Here is a 21,909-nt window from a genome sequence, read left to right as displayed (position 1 = left end):
CGGCCTAACCGAATTCCAGGACGTCGCCGGACGGAATGCGACCCGGCGCGCGATGGAAGAGATCGCGGTCGATGATGGTGCGCAGCTTCGGCACCGGCAGCTTGTCGTTTCCGCGCATCAGGTTCTTGATCTCGAAGCCGCCGTCCTCACTGATGGTCTTTAGCGAAGCGATGATGTGCGTAATGCTGCCGTCATCGGAGAACGGCAGCAACAGCCGCTCATAGGCGACGATTCGTCCGTAGATGTCATCGATATTGGCGATGGTATAGGCGGGAAGGCGGCGCGCGATGCATTCATAATAGATCGGCATCACGACCGGAGCGATCCTTGCGCCGAGATACTCGTCGAGATAGCGGCCCTTGCCGGTATTCCCATAAGCCGTCGACATTCGCGTGCCATCGCTCTGGATGGTCAGGCGCGGCAGCTGCGTGCTGGTATCGACGGTGTAGATTACCAGGTCGGGAAGTTCGTCCTCGATCCGCGCCGGCTGGTATTCCGACATGCGCGGTATCGACTGTTCGGGGGCGTATAGCCGCAGCCAGTTATTGAGCAGGTCGCGCTGCTTGATCGATTTGACGATCGATGGTTGGGCGCTTTGAAATTCCAAGGCGGCAATTCCTGGCTCTCTAAATCGCGTGATGATGCGCCTGAGGCGGAAATATTGTGTGAAAAGGCCCGATTGCAGCAAAACACCGTTAACGGCGGCTTGCCGGCAGGGTCCACCGGCTGAAGCGCAGGGGTGACCGGCCGAACCGGGACTGCACCATTCGACTTATGGCGCATCGGAACCGACGCTTGTGCTTTTCCTGCGTCAGCTTTCCACCTTGCCTAATCCCCGCCATTGACGGCATATTCCGGCCGGAGGCGGCAGGTTTGGACGGATTCCAGGACGTCCGGTAGGAGCCTGCCCGAATAGGGAAAAATTGGCCACGCGCGAGGGGCTTCGCGGTGATGGCTGATGGGGGAAATTTGTTTGGCTGATGAGTTCATTCTCGAAACCCACGGATTGACCAAGGAGTTCGCGGGTTTCTTCGCCGTTCGCGACGTTGCTCTGAAGGTCCGTCGCGGTAGCATCCATGCGTTGATCGGGCCGAACGGCGCCGGCAAGACGACGTGCTTCAACCTGCTGACCAAGTTCTTGAGGCCGTCGGCAGGCCAGATCCTGTACAAGGGACAGGACATCACCGCGATGGCGCCGGCCGATGTGGCCCGCCTCGGACTGGTGCGTTCGTTCCAGATTTCTGCGGTGTTTCCGCACCTGACGGCGCTGGAAAACGTCCGCGTCGCCCTGCAGCGCCAGCACGGCAGCTCATTCGATTTCTGGCGCTCCAAAAGCGTGCTCGACCGCTTCAACGGCCGTGCGCATGAGCTTCTCAACGATGTGGGCCTGAGCGAGTTTGCCAACACGCCGGCGGTCGAAATGCCCTACGGCCGCAAGCGCGCGCTCGAGATCGCGACGACGCTGGCGCTCGACCCTGAGATGATGCTGCTCGACGAGCCGATGGCGGGCATGGGCCACGAGGACATCGACAAGATCGCGGCGCTGATCAAGCGCATCTCGGCGAAGTACACCATCCTGATGGTCGAACATAATCTCTCCGTGGTTGCCAACCTGTCCGATATCATCACGGTGCTGACCCGCGGGCAGGTGCTGGCCGAAGGCAATTATGCCGAACTGTCCAAGGACGAGCGCGTCAAGGAAGCCTATTTGGGGGCCGGTCATGCCTGAGTTGAAAATGGCCGAAGCCGCCGCCAAACCGGCGGGCGCGGAAATTCTTTCCGTTTCCGACCTGCAGGCCTGGTACGGCGAATCCCACATCCTTCACGGTATCAACTTCAATGTGAAGGCCGGCGAGGTGGTCACGCTGCTCGGCCGCAACGGCGCCGGCAAGACCACGACGCTGAAGTCGGTGATGGGAATTATCGGCAAGCGTACCGGTTCGATCCGTTTCAACGGTCAGGACATCACGCGCGCCTCATCCGACAAGATCGCACGCCAGGGCATCGCGTTCTGTCCCGAGGAGCGGGGCATCTTCGCAAGCCTCGACGTGCGCGAAAACCTGCTGCTGCCGCCAATCGTGCGCGCTGGCGGCCTGTCGCTCGACCAGATTTTTGATCTCTTTCCGAACCTCAAGGAACGTCTGAGCAGCCAAGGTACAAAACTTTCGGGCGGCGAGCAGCAGATGCTCGCGATCGCCAGAATCCTGCGCACCGGCGCGCGCTTCCTGATGCTGGACGAGCCGACCGAGGGGCTGGCGCCCGTCATCATCCAGCAGATCGGCCACACCATCGCGCGGCTGAAGTCGGAAGGCTTCACCATCCTGCTGGTCGAGCAGAATTTCCGCTTCGCCTCGACGGTTGCCGACCGCTACTACATCGTCGAGCACGGCAAGGTCATCGACGGTTTTGCGAATTCGGAGCTGTCGGCCAACATGGACAAGCTCCACACCTATCTCGGCGTTTAATCGGTATTACGGCTGCACACTGGATTAATGGAGATACTATGAAACATCGGATTTCAGCTCTTTTCCTCGGCACGGCCTTGGCGCTTGCCGCAGGCGGCGGCGCCCTGGCGCAGGACAAGACCGTCAAGATCGGCGTGCTCACCGACAATTCCGGACTCTACTCCGACCTCGGCGGCGCCGGCTCGACGCTGGCGGCGCAGATGGCGATCGAAGATTCCGGGCTGGCGGCCAAAGGCTGGAAGCTCGACTTGATCTCCGCCGACCACCAGAACAAGCCCGACATCGCCACGACCATCGCGCGGCAGTGGGTCGACGTCGAGAAGGTCGACATCTTCATGGACGTGCTGAACTCCGGCGTCGCGCTGGCGGTCAACAACCTGGTGAAGGAAAAAAACTCCATCATGATCAATACCGGCGCGGCGACGTCGGACCTCACCAATGCCCAGTGCACGCCGAACACGGTTCACTGGGTCTATGACACCTACATGCTCGCCAATTCGACCGGGCAGGCGCTGGTGAAGGCCGGCGGCGACACCTGGTACTTCCTGACCGCGGACTACGCGTTCGGTCACGCGCTGGAGCGCGATACCACGGCGGTCGTGGTGAAGTCGGGCGGCAAGGTTATCGGCACCGTCAAGCATCCGCTGAATTCGTCGGACTTCTCCTCGTTCCTGCTGCAGGCGCAGGCCTCCAAGGCCAAGATCGTCGGCATGGCGAACGCCGGCGGCGACACCACCAACACCATCAAGCAGGCATCCGAATTCGGCATCGTCGCCGGCGGCCAGAAGCTGGCCGGTCTTCTGCTGTTCATCACCGACGTGCATTCGCTCGGCCTGAAGGTGGCGCAGGGTCTCAGCTTCACCGAGACCTTCTACTGGGATCAGAATGACGATACCCGCGCGTTCTCCAAGCGCTTCTCCGAGCGCATGAAGAACAAGGCGATGCCCTCGATGGTACAGGCCGGTGTGTATTCGGGCCTGCTGCATTATTTCAAGTCGCTCGAGGCGATGGGCGGCAATCCGCATGACGGCGCCAAGGTTGTCGCCAAAATGAAGGAACTGCCGACTGACGACAAGCTGTTCGGCAAGGGCTCGATCCGCGCCGACGGCCGCAAGATTCATCCGGCCTACCTGTTCGAGGTCAAGAAGCCCTCCGAATCCAAGGGGCCGTGGGACTACTACAAGCTGATCGGCACCACCCCGGCCGACCAGGCCTTCCGGCCGCTTTCGGAAAGCGCCTGTTCGCTGGTAAAGAAGTAAATGCGATTGCCCGCCGGCCAGGTGCCGGCGGGCACACCTTCGCGTCACCACGCGATTCCGTGTCCTAAACGAGATTGAGTGCGAAACCGATGCAAGCTCTTTACGCCCAGCTCTTGGTGGGACTGATCAACGGATCGTTCTACGCGCTGCTCAGTCTCGGGCTCGCCGTGATCTTCGGCATGCTCAACATCATCAATTTCGCCCATGGCGCGCTCTACATGATGGGCGCGTTTTGCGCGTACTTCCTTTTTCGCCCATGGCGCGCTCTACATGATGGGCGCGTTTTGCGCGTACTTCCTTTTGAGCCTCACCGGCATCGGATATTGGTGGGCGCTGCTGATCGCGCCCATCGTGGTCGGCATCTTCGGCATGATCCTGGAGCGGACCATGCTGCAATGGCTCGCCGGCCTCGACCACCTCTATGGCCTGTTGCTGACCTTCGGCATCGCCCTGATCGTGCAGGGCGTATTCCAGAACTATTTCGGCTCGTCCGGGCTGCCCTATGCGATTCCCGACTACCCGCAGATCGGCGAGTGGCGCGGCCTGCAGGGCGGCATGAATCTCGGCTTCATGTTCCTGCCGGTCTATCGTGGCTGGGTGGTCATCTTCTCGCTCGTGGTGTGCATCGCGACCTGGTACCTGATCGAAAAGACGCGGCTTGGCGCCAACCTGCGCGCCGCCACCGAAAATCCGACGCTGGTGCGCGCATTCGGCATCAATGTGCCGCGCATGATCACGCTGACCTACGGGCTCGGCGTCGGTCTGGCGGCATTGGCCGGCGTGTTGTCGGCCCCGATCAACCAGGTGCGGCCACTGATGGGCGCCGACCTGATCATCGTCGTGTTCGCGGTGGTGGTGATCGGCGGCATGGGATCGATCATGGGATCGATCATCACCGGATTTGCACTTGGCGTGATCGAAGGACTGACCAAGTATTTTTATCCCGAGGCTTCCAACACCGTGGTGTTTGTCCTGATGGTGCTGGTGTTGCTGGTGAAGCCAGCGGGACTGACCGGACGGGCGGCCTGACATGAGCGCATTGACTGACGACACACTGCCGGCAACGCCGCGCGCGATGCGCGACGAGATGATCGTGTTTGCGGCGATGGCGGTGCTGCTGGGGCTGGTGCCGCTGACCGGCATCTACCCGTTCTTCGTGATGCAGGCCCTGTGCTTTGCGCTGCTCGCCTGCGCCTTCAATCTTCTGATCGGCTATGGCGGCCTGCTGTCATTCGGCCACGCGATGTTCTTAGGCACAGCGGGCTATTGCACGGCGCATGCGCTCAAGGTGTGGGGCGTGTCGCCGGAAATCGGAATTGTGGTGGGCGTCGCCGGCGCTGCCGCGCTTTCGGTCGTCACCGGCTTCATCTCGATCCGCCGGCAGGGCATCTACTTCTCGATGATCACGCTGGCGCTGTCGCAGCTCCTGTACTTCATCTACCTGCAGGCCCCGTTCACCCATGGTGAAGACGGCATCCAGGGCATTCCGCAGGGCTACCTGTTCGGGATATTCAATCTCGCCAAGCCCACGGTGCTCTACTACGTCGTGCTGGCCGGTTTCCTTGGCGGCTTCCTCTTGATCTACCGCACCATCAACTCGCCGTTCGGCGAGGTGCTGAAGGCGATCCGCGAGAACGAGCCGCGTGCGATCTCGCTGGGCTACAAGACCGACCAGTACAAGCTTCTTGCCTTTATTCTGTCCGGGACGCTTGCGGGCTTTGCCGGTTCGCTGAAGGTGTTCGTGGCGCAGAATGCCTCGCTCACCGACGTGCACTGGACGATGTCGGGAGAAATCGTGCTGATGACGCTGGTCGGCGGCCTCGGCACCGTCTTTGGCCCGGTCGTTGGCGCCTTCGTCATCATCGCCATGCAGCAATATCTGGCCGGGTTCGGGCAGTGGGTGACGGTGATCCAGGGCGTCATCTTCGTCGCCTGCGTGCTGACCTTCCGCCGCGGCGTGATCGGCGAGATCGCGCATTATTTCCGGAGATCGCTGTAAAACTGCCGGTTTTGGCACATTTTTCGGTGCCACAAAGCGGTGGATGACCCGGTTCCCGGGGCCTGCCGTCGCGCGCTTTGCCCGCGAATGGTCTATGACAACCCTGTGACGGGCTGTCAGACGGCCTCCAGAACAATGGATTTTGACCAATGCTGATGCGCTGGTTTCGTGCCTTTTTGCCGAAAGAGGAGCGATTTTTTGATCTTTTTGATCGGCATGCCCAGACGGTCGTGCAGGGGGCGCTGGCGCTGCAGGACATGCTGCGGGGCGGCGACGAAACGCCGGTGTTCTGCCAGCGCGTCAACCAGTTCGAGAATGACGCCGACGGCATTACCCGCGAGGTGCTGACGGCGGTCCGGCGCACTTTCATCACCCCGTTCGACCGCGGCGACATCAAGAACCTGATCACGGCGATGGACGATGCGATCGATCAGATGCAGCAGACCGCGAAGGCGGTGGTGCTGTTCGAGGTCCGCACGTTCGAGCCGCCGATGCGCGAGATCGGGACGTTGCTGGTCGAGTGCGCCAATCTGGTCGGCCGCGCGCTGCCGCTGATGCAATCGATCGGAAACAACGTTGCGATGCTGTCCGCCATTACCGAGGAGATCGGAAAGCTGGAGGGCCGCATCGACGATCTCCACGACATCGGGTTGAAGGAGCTGTTTCTCAAGCATCGCAGCGGCAACACGATGGATTTCGTGGTGGGGGCCGAGATCTACAAGCATCTTGAGAAAGTGTCCGACCGCTTCGACGACGTCGCCAATGAGATCAACTCGATCGTGATCGAACAGGTATAGGGCGGGGCCATCACGTGGATGCCACCCTCGGTCTTCCGGTTCTGGTCTTCTTGATCGCGGTCGCGCTGCTGTTCGACTTCCTCAACGGGCTGCACGACGCCGCCAATTCGATCGCAACGATCGTGTCGACCCGTGTGCTGCGCCCGCAATATGCGGTGATCTGGGCCGCTTTCTTCAATTTCATCGCCTTCCTGGTGTTCGGGCTTCACGTCGCCAATACCATCGGCACCGGCATCATCGAGCCGAGCGTGGTCGATGCCACCGTGATCTTCGCGGCGCTGGTGGGCGCCATCGTCTGGAACCTGATCACCTGGGCGCTCGGGATTCCCTCGTCCAGCTCGCACGCGCTGATCGGCGGGCTGGTCGGCGCGGGCATGGCGAAGGCCGGGATTTCGGCGGCGGTCTGGACCGGCCTGTCCAAGACGCTGCTGGCGATCGTGCTGTCGCCGCTGGTAGGCTTCCTGCTGGCGCTGGTCCTGGTCGCGATCGTGTCCTGGGCCTCGGTGCGCTCGACGCCGTTCGCGGTCGATCGTGCGTTTCGGATCCTGCAATTCGTGTCGGCATCGCTCTATTCGCTCGGCCATGGCGGCAACGACGCGCAGAAGACCATGGGCATCATCGCGGTGCTGCTGTACTCGCAGGGCCACATCGGCAGCGACTTCAATATCCCGTTCTGGGTGGTGCTGGCGTGTCAGGCCGCGATGGGCCTCGGCACGCTGATGGGGGGCTGGCGGATCGTTCGCACCATGGGATTGCGGATCACCAAGCTGACGCCGATGCAGGGATTTTGCGCCGAAACCGGCGGGGCGGCGACGCTCTTTATGGCGACCTATCTCGGGGTTCCCGTCTCCACCACCCACACCATTACCGGCGCGATCGTAGGCGTCGGCGCGGCCCGCCGGGTCTCGGCGGTCCGCTGGAACGTGGCGAGTTCGATCGTCTACGCCTGGGTCATCACCATTCCGGCTTCCGCGATCGTGGCGGCGCTGACCTATTGGGCGGCGGTACTGCTGCGCTGATCAGGTGACAAGTTTGAGGCCGACAATGCCGGCCACGATCAGCCCGATGCTGGCGAGACGCGCGGCGGTGGCGGGTTCACCGAACAATGCGATGCCAAGGATCGCGGTTCCGACCGCGCCGATACCGGTCCATACCGCGTAGGCCGTCCCGATCGGCAGCGTTTTCAGCGCCAGTCCGAGCAAAACGATGCTTCCGGCCATGGCCGCGAGCGTCAGTACCGAAGGTACAAGCCGTGTAAAGCCCTCGGTGTACTTCAGACCGATGGCCCAGCCGATCTCCAGTAGACCTGCGGCAAACAATACAGCCCAAGCCATGACAGACCCTCCACTTACACAGGCAGGGTCGTCCCCGCGGATGATGGACTGATGGGAAGGTCGTCCTTCCGCGCTGGATATGGGGCTTGCCCCCGGGCTGCACAATCGCCAAATCGCCCTTGATCGCGCCCGTTTTCCCTGCCAAACGCTCGAGCCTCATGTCCGACATTGCTGTTACAGCCGAATCGCCGTCCCGGTCGCCGCTTGCAGATGAAGTGGCGCGGCGGCGAACGTTTGCCATCATTTCGCACCCGGACGCCGGCAAGACCACGCTAACCGAGAAGCTGCTGCTGTTCGGCGGCGCCATCAATCTGGCAGGGCAGGTCAAGGCCAAGGGCGAGCGGCGCAATACCCGTTCCGACTGGATGAAGATCGAGCGCGAGCGCGGCATCTCGGTCGTGACCTCGGTGATGACGTTCGAGTTCGAAGGCCTGGTGTTCAACCTGCTGGACACGCCGGGCCACGAGGACTTTTCCGAGGACACCTATCGCACGCTCACGGCAGTCGATTCTGCCGTCATGGTGATCGACGCCGCCAAGGGCATCGAGGCGCGTACCCGGAAGCTCTTCGAGGTGTGCCGGCTGCGCGACATTCCGATCATCACCTTCATCAACAAGATGGACCGCGAGAGCCGCGACACGTTCGATCTGCTGGACGAGATCGAAAAGACGCTGGCGCTGGATACCACGCCGATGACCTGGCCGGTTGGCCGGGGGCGCGATTTCCTCGGTACCTATGACGTCGTCAATGGCGGCGTGCGGCTGCTTGAAGGCGGCGGGGCCAAGACCGGCGCGACCGAGCAGATCGACATCGCCGATCTCGCCGGCCGCAACGCCAGTCTCGATGTCGCCGAGATCAAGGACGAGCTCGCGCTGGTCTCTGAAGCCTGCAAGCCGTTCGAGCTGGAGGCGTTTCGCGAGGGTCATCTGACGCCGGTCTATTTCGGCAGCGCGCTGCGCAATTTCGGCGTCGGCGACCTGCTGGAAGGTCTTGGCAAGTTTGCGCCGGCGCCGCGCGCGCAGGATTCGAACCTGCGCAAGGTCGAAGCGGCCGAGCCGCGCATGAGCGCGTTCGTGTTCAAGATCCAGGCCAACATGGATCCGAACCACCGCGACCGCATCGCATTTGCGCGGCTTTGTTCCGGCAAGCTCAGCCGCGGCATGAAGGCTAAACTGGTGCGGACCGGGAAGAATATGAGCCTGTCCAGCCCGCAATTCTTCTTCGCCCAGGACCGCTCGGTGGCTGATGAGGCGTTCGCCGGCGACGTTGTCGGCATTCCCAACCACGGTACTTTAAGGATCGGCGATACGCTGACCGAGGGCGAAGACATCACCTTCGTCGGCGTTCCCAGTTTCGCGCCGGAAATCGTCCGCCGCGTGCGTCTGACGGACGCGATGAAGGCGAAGAAGCTGAAGGAAGCCCTGCAGCAGATGTCGGAAGAGGGCGTGGTGCAGGTGTTCCGGCCGCGCGACGGCGCGCCGGCGCTGGTCGGCGTCGTCGGTCCGTTGCAGCTCGACGTGCTGAAAGCACGCCTCGATGCCGAATATTCGCTGCCGGTGGAATTCGAGGTTTCTGAATTCCAGTTGGCGCGCTGGGTTTCGTCCGACGATCGCAAGAAGCTGGAAGCCTTCATCGCCGCCAACGGCTCCGGCATCGCCGATGACGTCGACGGCGATCCGGTGTTCATGGCCAAGAACGAGTTCTATCTCGGCTATACCCGCGAACGGGCCGAGGGGATCAATTTTTCCAACGTCAAGGACGTGAAGAAGAAGGCCTAAGGCGGCCCGCGCTTCTGCGCCAACCTCCGCTGTCGTCCTCCGCGAAGGCGGGGGACCCAGTACGCCGCGGCCTCTCCTTAGACCACAGCCGTTTCTGACGGATCACGGAACGATCCGCCATGAACGCGGGGAAGTGAACGTGGCCTGCCTTGATACCGGCTAAAGCGGACGTCAAGTTGGTTAGACCGTAACCCGAGGGACCGGCGTATGTCCCGTCGCTTGATTGTCTTCCTGATCGTGATGATAGCGGGGTTGGGCTCCGCCACTGCCCAGCACCGGCGTCAGATCGATGCTACGCCGTTTGCGCATGCGCCCTGTAGCGTGTTCGACCTCGAGCCGTGCACGCCGACGTTCTGCAGCGTGTTCAACCACGGCCCGTGCATCCCCGAAATTTTCTATCCGTACGGCCAGAACCTGCAGCTCACGATCCAAAGCGTGCCGCCGCAGGACCAGGCGGAAAAATACCGCAAGCCCGACCACGACCTAGATACCATCGGCGACCTGTTTGCGGCACTGCGGTCCTGCTGGGCCCCGCCGCCGGCCGACACCTCGCGCGAGGGCATGCAGATGTCGGTCCGCTTCAGTTTCAAGAAAACGGGCGAGATCATCGCCACGCCGCAGGTGACGTATGCCACAGCAGGCGTCCCGGCCGACACCCGCACCACCTATCTGAACGCGATCAACACATCGCTCACGGCCTGCATGCCGCTCAAATTCACGGCCGGATTGGGCGGCGCGCTCGCCGGGCGGCCGATCGCGATCCGCTATGTCGACAACCGCGATCTGGGAAAGCAGGCGGAGAAGCCGTGACGGCGGCCGCGTGGCGCATTGCGCTCCAAGCCCCTAAAATGATACGCGAATAATCAGCAAACCAGCCGCGCAGCGGGAGGGACATATGGGACTGCTGGTGATGATCCTGGGCCTGATCCTGTTCTTCGGCGTCCACACGCTCACCATCCAGCGCAAGCTGCGCGCGCAGGTCATCGCCGCGACGGGCGAGGGCGGTTACAAGATCGGCTATGCGCTAGCCTCGTTCGCCGGCCTTGCCCTGATCATCTGGGGTTTTGCGAAATATCGCGCGACGGGCTGGATCGACGTCTGGAACCCGCCGACGGCGCTCAAGCACATCACGGTGGCCCTGATGCTGCCCGCGGTCATCATGGTGGTTGCTTCCTACATCCGGGGCCGGATCTATACGACGCTAAAGCATCCGATGCTGACGGGCATCAAGCTGTGGGCTGCGGCGCATCTGCTGGCCAATGGCGATCTCGGCTCGATCATCCTGTTCGGCTCGTTTCTCGCCTGGGCGGTGTACGACCGCATTTCCCTGAAACACCGTTCCGACGCCGGCGCGCCGCCGATCCCTGTCGGTGGGCCCGGCAACGACCTGATCGCGATCGCGGTCGGTCTCGTCGCCTATCTGGCGCTGGCGTTCGCGTTCCACCCGGTCGTGATCGGCGTCCCCGTGGTTGGAGCCTAGCATGTCGGTTCAGTCGGCCATCAAGCGCAAGACTGCGCCGGATATTCGCGCGCGCAAGAACGGCGAGCCGATCGTCATGCTGACGTCCTATCACGCGCATACCGCAGCCCTGGTGGATCGCCACTGCGACGTCATTCTGGTCGGCGATTCCCTCGGCAATGTCATGCACGGTTTCGAGACCACCGTGCCGGTGACGCTCGACATGATGATCCTGCAGGGACACGCCGTGATGCGCGGCTCGCAGCACGCCCTGGTCGTGGTGGATATGCCGTTCGGCTCCTATGAGGCCTCGAAGGAGCAGGCATTTCATTCCGCGGTGCGGATATTGAAGGAAACCCATTGCGGCGCGGTGAAGCTCGAAGGCGGCGCGCGGATGGCTGAAACCGTCGCGTTCCTGTCCGAGCGCGGCGTGCCGGTCATGGGCCACATCGGATTGACGCCGCAATCGATCAACACGCTCGGTTCGTTTCGCGCGCAGGGCCGCGACGAGGGCAGTTGGGACCCGATCCTGCGGGATGCCCAGGCGATTTCGGACGCCGGAGCCTTCTCGGTCGTGGTCGAGGCGGTCGCCGAGCCGCTGGCGCGAAAGATCACGCAGACCATCGCCATTCCGACCATCGGCATCGGCGCCAGCTCAGCCTGCGACGGGCAGGTGCTGGTGCTGGAGGACATGCTGGGCCTGTCGCCGCGGACGCCGAAATTCGTTCGCCGCTACGGCGATCTCGGCCCCGCGATCGAAGCGGCGATCCAGGGCTACGCCAGCGACGTACGCTCGCGCGCTTTCCCGGGGCCCGAGCACGTCTACGAAATGAAAAAGAGCTGACGAGGCACGCCATGGACTGGTCGCAGCACGCCATTCCGCCAATGCGGCTGGAGCCTCGCTTCGGCGACCGTATCGTTCCGGCTTTTTGCGAGCGGCCCAAAAGCATCCCGGTAATGGTAGCCGAAGCCGTGGCACGAAACCGCGATGGCGAGGCGCTGGTCTGCGGTGACAAGCGAATGACCTGGCGCGAGGTCGCGCAGCAATCGGCGCAGATCGCTGCGGGATTTCAAAAGCTCGGCCTCAAGCGCGGCGACCGCGTCGCGGTGCTGCTCGGCAACCGGATCGAATTCGTGCTGACGATGCTGGGCGCCGCCCATGCCGGGCTGGTGACCGTGCTGCTTTCGACCCGCCAGCAAAAGCCCGAGATCGCCTACGTGCTCACCGATTGCGGCGCGCGGCTGCTGATCCACGAGGCGGCGCTGGCCGATCGCTTGCCCGATGCAGGCGACATTCCCGATGTGACGCACCGCATCGCCGTCGACGATGATCCGAAACTCTCGCGCTTTTCGGATCTGGCCGATCATGCGCCGCTGGCGGCGCCGGTCGATGTCGGCGAAGAAGACACCGCCATGATCCTCTACACCTCGGGCACGACAGGGCGACCCAAAGGTGCGATGCTCGCCCATTGCAACATCATCCATTCGGCGATGGTGTTCGTGTCGTGCCTGAAGTTGACCGAGGCCGATCGATCGATTGCCGCGGTGCCGCTCGGGCACGTCACCGGCGTGGTCGCCAACATCATGACCATGGTCCGCTGCGGCGGCGCGCTGATCATCATGACGGAGTTCAAGGCGGCCGAATATCTGAAGATGGCGGCGCGCGAGCGTGTCACCTACACCGTGATGGTGCCGGCGATGTATAATCTCTGCCTGCTGCAGCCGGATTTTGACAGCTACGATCTGTCGAGTTGGCGGATCGGCGGTTTTGGCGGCGCGCCGATGCCGATCGCCACGATCGAGAAGCTCGACGCCAAGATTCCCGGACTGAAGCTGATGAACTGCTACGGCGCGACCGAGACTACCTCGCCGTCGACCATGATGCCCGGCGAACTGACCGCCAGCCATATCGACAGCGTCGGTCTGCCCTGTCCGGGCGCGCAGATCGTCGTGATGGATGCCAACGGCCGCGAGCTGCCGCGCGGCGAGATCGGCGAAATCTGGATTCACAGTGGATCCGTCATCAGGGGCTACTGGAACAATCCGAAAGCGACAGCGGAGAGTTTTACGGCCGGCTTCTGGCATTCCGGCGATCTCGGCGCGATCGACGCCGAGAATTTCGTCCGCGTATTCGATCGCCAGAAGGACATGATCAACCGCGGCGGACTGAAGATCTATTCTGCGGAAGTCGAGTCGGTGCTTTCTGGCCATCCTGACGTGGTCGAGAGCGCGATCATCGCCAAGCCGTGCCCGGTGCTGGGCGAGCGCGTCCATGCCGTCGTGGTGACCCGCAACGCGGTCGGAGCCGAAGTGCTGCGCGCCTGGTGCGCCGAACGGCTGTCCGACTACAAGGTGCCGGAAACCATGGATGTGCGGATCGACCCGCTGCCGCGCAACGCCAACGGCAAGGTGATGAAACGGCAGCTCCGCGAGGCTTTCATGCTGGCGGTTTCGTCCGCAGCGCGAGAGCAGGCTGAGACTGGCCGCTGAAGCTATCGAGGCAGTTTAGGATGGTGTCGATCGACAACGACAGAGTCGGGATGCGACACGATTGTCATGAACCAGACAAGGCTAACGGCCAACGACCAAAATGTATTCCAATAAACCCAGTTCATTTTCCTGCCCGCCTAACCAATTTTTTCAGCCGCTGATCAAGCTGAGGTTCTGCCTACGAATTCGTCCAGGTAAACAGGCACATCGTATCCGTCGATGTCGCAACGAGAGCGGATTTCTCTCGCGATATCTTGGGACAAATCGTCGCTCCAGTGCTCCAGCGTGTTGAAAGCGACCACCTCGATCGGGTCACTGAATTGTCCCGACAGAAGATCGGCAATAACCGTCTCGATGTCATCGCGCTCGGTTTGCCGAGCGATGCCATGCTGCCCTGGACCTTCCACGACCAGATAGACCGTCTGATCGGCGCCATAGGGCACACTCTGAGGAAATTCGCGCATTGCCCGATCTCCATGTAACGGAGATTCAATGACAGCGCGGGCGAAAGGTTCCCGCCGACGTTTCAAAACGTCCGGCAGATGGCAACGATGAGCGCGTCTGCCGTCGCCGTAAAGCGCTGCAGAGCTAGAGTTTCGGTGCGCTGCCCTTGGGCATCGAGCCCTCACTCGGCCCGGCTGCGAGCGCCGCGCCGTCGATCGCGGCGGCGCTGACGAACTGCTTGACGTCAAGCAGGGTGAACTGCGCAATGCCGACGCGGTCGGCCGGCGTGCCCGGGATGAGCTGCACGCTCAACACGCCATCACAATTCGCGCCCTTGGCCTCGGCCAGCATCGCGCCCGGCTCCTTGGCCTTGGTCTGCGCGCGCTTGACGACCGCTACGCAACTACCGCGGACGGTATCGCCGTTGAGCTTGACGGCGACCCTTGGGTCAAGCGGCTTGTCGATCGCTTCCAGCGCGGTCGCTTCCTTGTACTTGCCGCCGACGGACATGATCGAGCCCTTGCGGTAGATGTAATACAGGTGTTGATCGCCGACGATGGTGGGCACGCCGTATTTGCCCATGACTTCCTTGATCATGTCCGCCTTCGACGGCTGCTGGTCCTGGGCGAAGGTGAGATTGCGCGCCACGAAATAAGCGCGGTTGGCGCTCGCGGGCGAGGAGAAGTTCGTCGAGAGCATTTCGCCGTTCTGTTTCGAACTGGCGGGGAGGCTGAAATTCAGCGCAGCGACATAGCTGGCGCCACCGAATTTCTGCTGCTGGATGTCGGTCTTGGTGTCGGTGTGGCCCTTGAACAGGGAATCAAAGACGGCGCGCGCGGATTCGGCGTTCGATTCCGTCGAGATACCCAAAATGTCGGGGCGGAGTTTGTCCGAGAACGCCGTCTCGGGTGCCTTCGGCCTGATGTCGTCGGCCATGGACGCCGCGGGGAGGGATGTCAGTCCCGCTACCAAGCTCATGGCAAGCATCGAAACCAGCGCATGGCGAGGCATGAAACACCCAGGAAATCGGGGTAAGATTCGAAATGGAAGCGGGCGGGATTACGCCAAACTTTGAACCGTGATGTCAACATTGTCAGGCGATTTCGCAGGGTCCCCGGAGCCGTTGTTAACGCTTTGATCCGCCTCGCTTTGCCTTGCCACCGCCATATCGATAGGCTACGTCGCGGCGATGCGGGGATCGGGCGCACGACGCTGCCGCCCAAGGCGCGGTTCCTCGGGGATGGGATACCTTTAAGTGTCTGAATTATTTGACGAAGTTGACGAGGAGGTCCGTCGCGATCAGCTCAAAAAGCTGTGGGACCAATACTCGCTTTATATCATTGCCGGCATGATTTTGATCATCGCCGCCGTGGGCGGCTGGCGCGGCTACCAGTACCTGGAAGCCAAGAAGGCGGCCGAGGCGGGAGCTGCGTTCGACAAGGCCGTCGAACTCTCGGACGCCAACAAGCACACCGAGGCCGAAGCGGCCTTCGCCGATCTGGTTGCGAAGGCGCCGTTCGGCTATCGCGTGCTGGCGCGGTTGCGCATGGCGGCGGAAGCCGCCAACCGTGATCCGCAGGCCGCGGCAAAGATGTTCGATGAGATCGCCGCTGATCGCAGCGTCGGCGTCGCCGAGCAGGATCTGTCGCGGATTCGCGCCGCCCAGTTGCTGCTGGAAAGCACCAGCTATCCCAACATGAAAGAGCGCCTCGAGGCCGCTGCTGCGCCCGGCGCTACCTTTCGCCATACCGCGCGCGAATTGCTGGCGCTGTCGGCCTGGCGCGCCAACGACGCTACGGCAACGCGACAATGGCTGGACCTGATCGCCAATGACGGCGAAACGCCGCCGAGCCTGCGCTCGCGTGCCGAAGCGCTGCAGGCCTTGCTGCCGCCGGTCGCCAAAAGCTGATACCGGCAGAACGAATTGGGAAATCCAGTATGCGCCGCCCGCAACGTTTGATCGCAACCGCTGTCCTCATCGCGCTTTCGGGTGCGCTGGCAGGCTGTGGCAGCACTGGCAATTTCGACCCGTCCGATCTGCTCGACTTCCTCGATACTAAGAAGAAGCTGCCTGGTGACCGCAAGCCGGTGTTCCCCGAAGGCGTGCCGGGCCTTGAGCAGGGCGTGCCGAAGGAACTCTACAAGGGCTCCCGCCAGCAGGTTGACGACCCGAACGCGCAGGCTGCCGCGCCTCCGCCGGCGGAAGAGCCGAAATCGAAGCGTGGCGCGAAATCCAAGGGCAAACAGGCTGCCGCCCCCGCCGCTGCAGCAGCAGCGGACCCCGACGCCGCACCCGAGGAAGAAGGCGGCACCACCGCCGCGCCGCCGGCGCCCAAGCCGGCCAAGATCGTGCGCAAGCGCACCACCGCGCCGCCGCCGGATCAATCGGCCGCGCCTGCGCAATCCCCGCAACAATCCGCTTTCCCGGCGCCGATGCCGAGCGGTACGTTCACGCGCTGATTTCTTCTATCCGTTCGATTGACACGCCTTTGGAAAAAGGGCGTTTGGATCATTTATGTCCTTTACGATTGCCATCATCGGCCGGCCCAATGTCGGAAAGTCGACGCTGTTCAACCGGCTGGTTGGGCAGAAGCTTGCGCTGGTGGATGACGAGCCTGGGGTCACCCGCGACCGCCGCGAGGGCGATGCGCGCCTCGGCGATCTCGAATTTACCGTGATCGACACCGCCGGCCTCGACGAGGGCGCCAAGGGCTCGCTCACCGCGCGGATGCAGGAGCAGACCGAAACCGCGATCGGTCTTGCCGACGCGCTGATGTTCGTGATTGATGCGCGCGCTGGGCTAACGCCCAACGATCGCGCCTTTGCCGATTTCGCGCGCCGCGCCAACAAGCCGGTGGTGCTGGTCGCCAACAAGAGCGAAGGCAAGCACGGCGAAGTCGGCGCGATGGAATCCTACGCGCTGGGTCTCGGCGATCCTATCCAGATTTCGGCCGAGCATGGCGAGGGTTTGAGCGACCTCTACGATGCGCTACGCGTGCTGATGCCGGAGCCGGTCGAGGAGGGTGAAGAGTTCGACGACGACGACATCATCGTATCAGACGAGGAACTCGCGCAGCGTCCGATCCGCGTCGCCATCGTCGGCCGCCCCAATGCCGGAAAATCCACGCTGATCAATCATCTGCTTGGCGAGGAGCGGTTGCTGACCAGCGCCGAGGCCGGCACCACGCGCGATTCCATTTCGGTGGAGATCACCTGGCAGGGACGCGAGTTCCGCGTGTTCGACACCGCAGGGCTCAGGCGGCGTTCGCGGATCGAGGAGAAATTGGAAAAACTGTCGGTGGCGGACGCGCTGCGCGCGGTGCGCTTTGCCGAAGTCGTCGTGATGATGATGGATGCGCAGAACCGGTTCGAGGAACAGGACCTGCGGATTGCCGATCTGATCGAGCGCGAGGGACGGGCGATCGTGCTCGCGGTCAACAAATGGGATTTGATGGAGCGGAAGGGAAGTCTGATTTCCGCGCTGCGAACCGATGTCGATCATTGGCTGCCGCAGGTCAAGGGCGCGCCTGTCGTCGCGGTGTCGGGGCTGATGGGCGAGGGCATCGACCGGCTGATGACGGCGATCCAGGAAGCCTACGCGGTGTGGAACAAGCGCGTGCCGACGGCCACGCTCAATCGCTGGTTCGAGCAGGCGGTCGACGCCAACCCGCCGCCCGCGGTTTCCGGCCGGCGGCTGAAGCTGAACTACATTACACAGGCCAAGGCGCGGCCGCCGAGTTTTATCCTGTTCTGCTCGCGCGCCGACGCCGTTCCACAATCCTATCTGCGCTATCTCACCAACTCGATGCGCGAGGCCTTCGACCTGGCGGGTACGCCGATACGGATTACACTGCGCGAAAAGGCCAATCCGTTCGCCCATAAGCGCAAGCGGCCGTCATGAGCGAACAGGCGTCCACCGCTGTTGCCGACGACAAGCCGCCGGCGCGCAGCGGCGCGGCAGCCTTCATCTTCGTCACCATCCTGCTCGACATGCTCGCGCTTGGCCTGATCCTGCCGATCCTGCCAAAACTCGTGGAGAGTTTTGTCGATAACGATACCGCAACCGCTGCGCGGATCTTCGGCCTGTTCGGCACCGCCTGGGCGCTGATGCAGTTCCTGTTCTCGCCGATCCTTGGCGCGCTCTCGGACCGCTTTGGCCGGCGGCCGGTCGTGCTGCTATCGAATTTTGGATTGGCGCTGGATTACGTGCTGATGGCGTTGGCGCCGTCGCTGACCTGGCTGTTCATCGGCCGCGTGATCTCAGGCATTACGTCCGCGAGCATCTCGACCGCCTTTGCCTATATCGCCGACGTGACGCCGCCGGAACGGCGTGCCGCGGTGTTCGGCAAGATTGGCGCGGCCTTCGGCGCCGGCTTCATTCTCGGTCCCGCCATTGGCGGGCTGCTCGGTGGCATGGATCCGCGCCTGCCGTTCTGGATCGCGGCAGGTTTGAGCTTTGCGAATACGCTCTACGGCTGGCTGATCCTGCCTGAATCGCTGCCGCCGGAACGCCGCGCACCGTTCCGCTGGAAAAGCGCCAGCCCGCTCGGCGCATTGCATCTCTTGCGTTCCAACCGGATTCTCGCCGGCCTGTCGCTGGCGAATTTCTTCGGGCAGGTTGCGCATGTGGTGTTGCCCTCCACCTTCGTGCTCTACGCCACTTATCGATATGGTTGGGACACGACGACCGTCGGCCTGACGCTGGCCCTGGTCGGCGTCTGCGCCATGGTGGTGCAGGGCGCGGGCGTCGGCCCGATCGTCAAGCGCCTCGGCGAGCGCCGCGCGCTGTTGCTGGGGCTTGCCTGCGGCGCGCTGGGATTCTTCATCTATGGCGCCGCTCCGAGCGGGCCGCTGTTCTGGCTCGGCATTCCCGTGATGGCGCTGTGGGGCGTGGCGGGGGCGGCGATCCAGGCACTGACGACGCAGCTCGTAGCGCCCGATCAGCAGGGCCAGTTGCAGGGGGCGACCAACAGCGTCAACAGCATCGCCCAGATGGTGGGACCGTTTCTGTTCACGCTGACGTTTGCTTACTTCATCAGCGATGGGGCGCCGTTCAAAATGCCGGGTGCACCATTCCTGCTGGCGGCGGCGTTGCTTGGGCTGGGGCTTTTGATCGCGTGGCGGACGCTGGCGCCTAAGCGCTGAATCGTAGGGCGGGCAAGGCGCAGCGTGCCCACCATTCACGAGGAAATCCGCAGAGATGGTGGGCACGGCGCAAGTGCGCCTTTGCCCACCCTACGCTCCCCGCTACGCCGTTACTTCTTCACCAGCGGGCACTCGCTGGCTTCGAGCGGCTTGGCGGCATCTTCCGCCGAGATCGTGGCGATCTGCTTGTAGTAATCCCACGGTCCCTTTGACTCTTCCGGCTTCTTCACCTCGAACAGATAGGCCGGGATGAGACGGCGGCCGTCGGCGCGCAGCGGGCCCTTTCCGAACAGCGGATCATCCGTCGGCAATTCCTTCATCTTGGCGACGACCTTGGCGCCGTCATGCGGATTGCCGCCGAGCGCTTCCATTGCCTTGAGATAATGCAGCACCATGGCGTAGTTGCCGGCCTGCGTCATCGACGGCATCGCGTTCTTGTTGGCGAGTGCGGAGAACCGCTTCGACCAGGCGCGCGTCTGGTCGTTCTGGTCCCAGTAGAAGGATTCCGTGAACGTCAGGCCCTGCGCGGTCTTCAGCCCGAGCGAGTGCACGTCGTTGATGAACAGCAGCAGCGCGGCGAGCTTCTGGCCGGCCGCGACGATGCCGAATTCGGCCGCCTGCTTGATCGAGTTGGTGGTGTCGCCGCCGGCGTTGGCTAGTCCGATAACCTTTGCCTTGGAGGCCTGCGCCTGCAGCAGGAAGGACGAGAAATCGGCGGTATTGATCGGAGCCTTGACGCCGCCAAGCACCTTGCCGCCATTGGCGGTCACGACGGCCGACGTGTCGCGCTCGAGTGCATGACCGAACGCATAGTCGGCGGTGAGGAAGAACCAGGAGTCACCTCCGGCCTTGGTCAGCGCCTTGCCGGTGCCGTTGGCGAGCATGTAGGTATCGTAAGTGAAGGAGACAGTATTCGGCGTGCAGGCCTTGCCGGTGAGGTCCGCCGTCGCCGCGCCCGAATTGAGCAGGACGTTATTCTTTTCCTTGACGAGGTTGTTGACGGCGAGCGCGACGCCGGAGTTCGGCGTGTCGGCGATCGCGTCGACCTTGTCGTTGTCGATCCATTGCCGGGCAAGGTTGACACCGACATCCGGCTTGTTTTGGTGGTCGCCGCTGATGACGTCGATCTTCCAGCCCTTCTTGGTCAGGCCGGAATCCTCGACTGCCATCTTGATCGCAACCACCGAATTGGGGCCGCCGATGTCGGCATAGAGGCTCGACATGTCGTTCAGCACGCCGATCTTGACGGTCTTGTCCTGGGCCAATGCTGGCGTCGCGAGGCCGAGTGCGGCAAGTGCCACGGAGGCGGCGAAGCGCCGCGCAATTCTAATCGTCATGGTATTCCTCCAGAAATGGTTGTTCGCCGGCTCTCTTTGCGGAACCTGCCAGCGATCTTGCGATAGTCCTTCTCGCCGGGCCGGGCAATGCACCTATCGTAGCGCGTCCGAGGTCAGCTTGAACTTCTGGATCCGCTTACCGGTATCGACCTCGGCGGTATAGACGTTCCCCTTGGCATCCACCGCCATGGCGTGAATCCAGTGGAACTGGCCGGCATTGCGGCCGTTGCGCCCAAAACTGCCGACCACGGTACCATCGTCCCGTTTCAGCACCCGGATTTCGTTGTTCTCGCCGTCGGCGCTCAGCAAATAGGTCTGCTTCGGGTCGGGCCAGATCGCGATATCCCACACCGCGCCATTGCCGCGCGTGTTCTTTTCATAAAACCATTCCTTAACGAAGGTTCCATCTTTCCTGAACACCTGGATGCGGTTGTTGATGCGATCGCAGACATAGAGCAACCCGTCATTGGCCAGCTTCACGCAGTGCACGGGGTTGGCGAATTGCTGCGGGGCCGGTCCATTGGGATCGTAGAGCGGCTGTTTGTCGTCGCTCGGTGGTTTGCCATAGGCGCCCCAGTGCCGCTTGTAGGCGCCAGTCGTCGCATCAAACACGATGACGCGACGATTGCCGTAGCCGTCGGCGACATAGATCTCGTTGGCGTCCTGGTCGACCGCGGTCTCGGCGGGCTTGCCGAGTTGCGTGGTGTCACTGGAGCCCTTGCTCGGCGCGATCGTGCCGATCTGCATCACGAACTTGCCGTCGCCGGTGAATTTCAGGATCGCGTTGTCGTTGTCGGCGTTGCCGCCGACCCACACGAAACCTTTTTCGTCCACTTCGATACCGTGCTCGCGGCCGACCCATTCGTAGCCTTCGCCGGGGCCGCCCCAGGAGCGCAGCAGATTGCCGTCGGCATCGAACTCGAGCACCGGCGGCGCCGACACGCAGCATTTCGAGCGAGGCGGGGTCAGCGCAGCACCCTTCTCATCGTCGGTCAGCGAGCGCGGACGATGGATCACCCAGATATGGCCCTGCGCATCGACGGTGATGCCGCCGACCTGGCCGAGGATCCAGTTGTTCGGCAGTGGTTTTGGCCAGGATGCGTCGACGGCGAAAGTCGGGATGTCGCCGGCGTGTGACGGTGCGGGCGTTGCAATCAGCATTGCGGCGGTGAAGCAGGCTGCGATGGTTCTGGAGAGATTTTGGCGGGCGCGATTAAGCGTCGGCGTCATGGGTGCCTCCCGATGATTTTTCTTGGCGGGTTCTCCCGCTGGGGAGGCAGTCAATCGTGGGGAGGTCTGGGAGTCAACGGTGGACACCGTCATTGCGAGCGTAGCGAAGCAATCCATGCCTCAACAAGCGGCAACATGGATTGCTTCGCTTCGCTCGCAATGACGCGAGAAA

21 protein-coding genes and 1 pseudogene are annotated in these 21,909 nt (G+C 62.7%); 16 read left to right on the top strand and 6 right to left on the bottom strand.

All coding sequences use genetic code 11. The features are described from left to right. Nucleotides 1-4: 4 nt before the first annotated feature. Nucleotides 5-607 (bottom strand): PAS domain-containing protein, encoded by a 603-nt coding sequence (locus ACVWVY_RS31625; protein ID WP_456630049.1) that lies wholly within the window; start codon nt 605-607, stop codon nt 5-7. Between the two features lie 366 nt (nt 608-973). Here ACVWVY_RS31625 and ACVWVY_RS31620 point away from each other — a divergent pair, with 366 nt between their 5' ends. The 7 genes and pseudogenes from ACVWVY_RS31620 (at nt 974) to ACVWVY_RS31590 (ending at nt 7,539) form a co-directional block, all read left to right on the top strand. After that, nucleotides 974-1,729, top strand: coding sequence for an ABC transporter ATP-binding protein (locus ACVWVY_RS31620; protein ID WP_212418534.1), 756 nt, complete (start codon nt 974-976; stop codon nt 1,727-1,729). After that, nucleotides 1,722-2,465, top strand: a complete 744-nt coding sequence (locus ACVWVY_RS31615) for an ABC transporter ATP-binding protein (protein ID WP_456630048.1) — start codon at nt 1,722-1,724, stop codon at nt 2,463-2,465. Before ACVWVY_RS31620 ends, ACVWVY_RS31615 begins: the two co-directional genes overlap by 8 nt. A gap of 38 nt (nt 2,466-2,503) precedes the next feature. Next, a complete protein-coding gene (locus ACVWVY_RS31610) occupies nt 2,504-3,724 on the top strand; it encodes an ABC transporter substrate-binding protein (protein ID WP_456630047.1) in 1,221 nt (406 codons plus the stop codon). Between the two features lie 89 nt (nt 3,725-3,813). After that, nucleotides 3,814-4,753 (top strand): annotated as a pseudogene (locus ACVWVY_RS31605) (branched-chain amino acid ABC transporter permease). A gap of 1 nt (nt 4,754) precedes the next feature. Next, complete coding sequence (locus ACVWVY_RS31600) at nt 4,755-5,723, top strand: branched-chain amino acid ABC transporter permease (protein WP_456630046.1); 969 nt, start codon at nt 4,755-4,757, stop codon at nt 5,721-5,723. Nucleotides 5,724-5,875: 152 nt separating this feature from the next. Further along, nucleotides 5,876-6,520 (top strand): DUF47 domain-containing protein, encoded by a 645-nt coding sequence (locus ACVWVY_RS31595; protein WP_456632356.1) that lies wholly within the window; start codon nt 5,876-5,878, stop codon nt 6,518-6,520. A gap of 14 nt (nt 6,521-6,534) precedes the next feature. Further along, nucleotides 6,535-7,539: an anion permease gene (locus ACVWVY_RS31590; protein ID WP_456630045.1), complete on the top strand. Its 1,005-nt coding sequence runs from the start codon at nt 6,535-6,537 to the stop codon at nt 7,537-7,539. Here the strand turns inward: ACVWVY_RS31590 and sugE are convergent, their stop codons facing one another. Then, a complete protein-coding gene (gene sugE, locus ACVWVY_RS31585) occupies nt 7,540-7,854 on the bottom strand; it encodes a quaternary ammonium compound efflux SMR transporter SugE (RefSeq protein ID WP_456630044.1) in 315 nt (104 codons plus the stop codon). A 158-nt stretch (nt 7,855-8,012) separates the two neighbouring features. Between sugE and ACVWVY_RS31580 the strand changes: the two genes are divergently transcribed. The 5 genes from ACVWVY_RS31580 (at nt 8,013) to ACVWVY_RS31560 (ending at nt 13,581) form a co-directional block, all read left to right on the top strand. Then, nucleotides 8,013-9,632, top strand: a complete 1,620-nt coding sequence (locus ACVWVY_RS31580) for a peptide chain release factor 3 (protein ID WP_456630043.1) — start codon at nt 8,013-8,015, stop codon at nt 9,630-9,632. A gap of 207 nt (nt 9,633-9,839) precedes the next feature. Then, a complete protein-coding gene (locus tag ACVWVY_RS31575; protein WP_456630042.1) occupies nt 9,840-10,442 on the top strand; it encodes a hypothetical protein in 603 nt (200 codons plus the stop codon). A gap of 85 nt (nt 10,443-10,527) precedes the next feature. Continuing rightward, nucleotides 10,528-11,112: an NnrU family protein gene (locus tag ACVWVY_RS31570; protein WP_456630041.1), complete on the top strand. Its 585-nt coding sequence runs from the start codon at nt 10,528-10,530 to the stop codon at nt 11,110-11,112. A gap of 1 nt (nt 11,113) precedes the next feature. Beyond that, nucleotides 11,114-11,935, top strand: coding sequence for a 3-methyl-2-oxobutanoate hydroxymethyltransferase (gene panB, locus ACVWVY_RS31565; protein WP_456630040.1), 822 nt, complete (start codon nt 11,114-11,116; stop codon nt 11,933-11,935). A gap of 11 nt (nt 11,936-11,946) precedes the next feature. Next, complete coding sequence (locus ACVWVY_RS31560; RefSeq protein WP_456630039.1) at nt 11,947-13,581, top strand: class I adenylate-forming enzyme family protein; 1,635 nt, start codon at nt 11,947-11,949, stop codon at nt 13,579-13,581. Between the two features lie 161 nt (nt 13,582-13,742). On the opposite strand, the gene ACVWVY_RS31555 is transcribed toward ACVWVY_RS31560, so the two are convergent. Both ACVWVY_RS31555 and ACVWVY_RS31550 read right to left on the bottom strand, forming a co-directional pair. Beyond that, nucleotides 13,743-14,045, bottom strand: a complete 303-nt coding sequence (locus ACVWVY_RS31555; protein ID WP_456630038.1) for a hypothetical protein — start codon at nt 14,043-14,045, stop codon at nt 13,743-13,745. A gap of 124 nt (nt 14,046-14,169) precedes the next feature. After that, on the bottom strand, nt 14,170-15,003 hold the full coding sequence (locus tag ACVWVY_RS31550) for a hypothetical protein (protein ID WP_456630037.1): 834 nt from the start codon (nt 15,001-15,003) through the stop codon (nt 14,170-14,172). Nucleotides 15,004-15,280: 277 nt separating this feature from the next. Between ACVWVY_RS31550 and ACVWVY_RS31545 the strand changes: the two genes are divergently transcribed. Genes ACVWVY_RS31545 through ACVWVY_RS31530 form a run of 4 tightly spaced genes read left to right on the top strand, consistent with a single transcriptional unit; the run spans nt 15,281 to nt 19,170 of the window. Continuing rightward, nucleotides 15,281-15,934, top strand: coding sequence for a tetratricopeptide repeat protein (locus ACVWVY_RS31545; RefSeq protein WP_456630036.1), 654 nt, complete (start codon nt 15,281-15,283; stop codon nt 15,932-15,934). A gap of 29 nt (nt 15,935-15,963) precedes the next feature. Beyond that, nucleotides 15,964-16,485, top strand: a complete 522-nt coding sequence (locus tag ACVWVY_RS31540; protein ID WP_456630035.1) for a hypothetical protein — start codon at nt 15,964-15,966, stop codon at nt 16,483-16,485. A 55-nt stretch (nt 16,486-16,540) separates the two neighbouring features. Beyond that, nucleotides 16,541-17,926: a ribosome biogenesis GTPase Der gene (gene der, locus ACVWVY_RS31535; protein ID WP_456630034.1), complete on the top strand. Its 1,386-nt coding sequence runs from the start codon at nt 16,541-16,543 to the stop codon at nt 17,924-17,926. Then, nucleotides 17,923-19,170 (top strand): TCR/Tet family MFS transporter, encoded by a 1,248-nt coding sequence (locus tag ACVWVY_RS31530; protein ID WP_456630033.1) that lies wholly within the window; start codon nt 17,923-17,925, stop codon nt 19,168-19,170. Before der ends, ACVWVY_RS31530 begins: the two co-directional genes overlap by 4 nt. Nucleotides 19,171-19,280: 110 nt before the next feature. On the opposite strand, the gene ACVWVY_RS31525 is transcribed toward ACVWVY_RS31530, so the two are convergent. After that, nucleotides 19,281-20,507 carry an ABC transporter substrate-binding protein gene (locus ACVWVY_RS31525; RefSeq protein WP_456630032.1) on the bottom strand — a complete coding sequence of 409 codons (1,227 nt, stop codon included), beginning with the start codon at nt 20,505-20,507 and terminating at the stop codon, nt 19,281-19,283. 93 nt (nt 20,508-20,600) lie between these two features. Next, the gene (locus ACVWVY_RS31520) at nt 20,601-21,737 is read right to left on the bottom strand and encodes a hypothetical protein (protein ID WP_456630031.1); all 1,137 of its coding nucleotides are present in this window, start codon (nt 21,735-21,737) and stop codon (nt 20,601-20,603) included. Between the last annotated feature and the right edge of the window lie 172 nt (nt 21,738-21,909).

This window comes from Bradyrhizobium sp. URHC0002 (assembly GCF_054059515.1).
The sequence above is the reverse complement of the archived record's forward strand: the minus strand, read 5'-3'. Positions and strand labels throughout refer to the sequence as shown.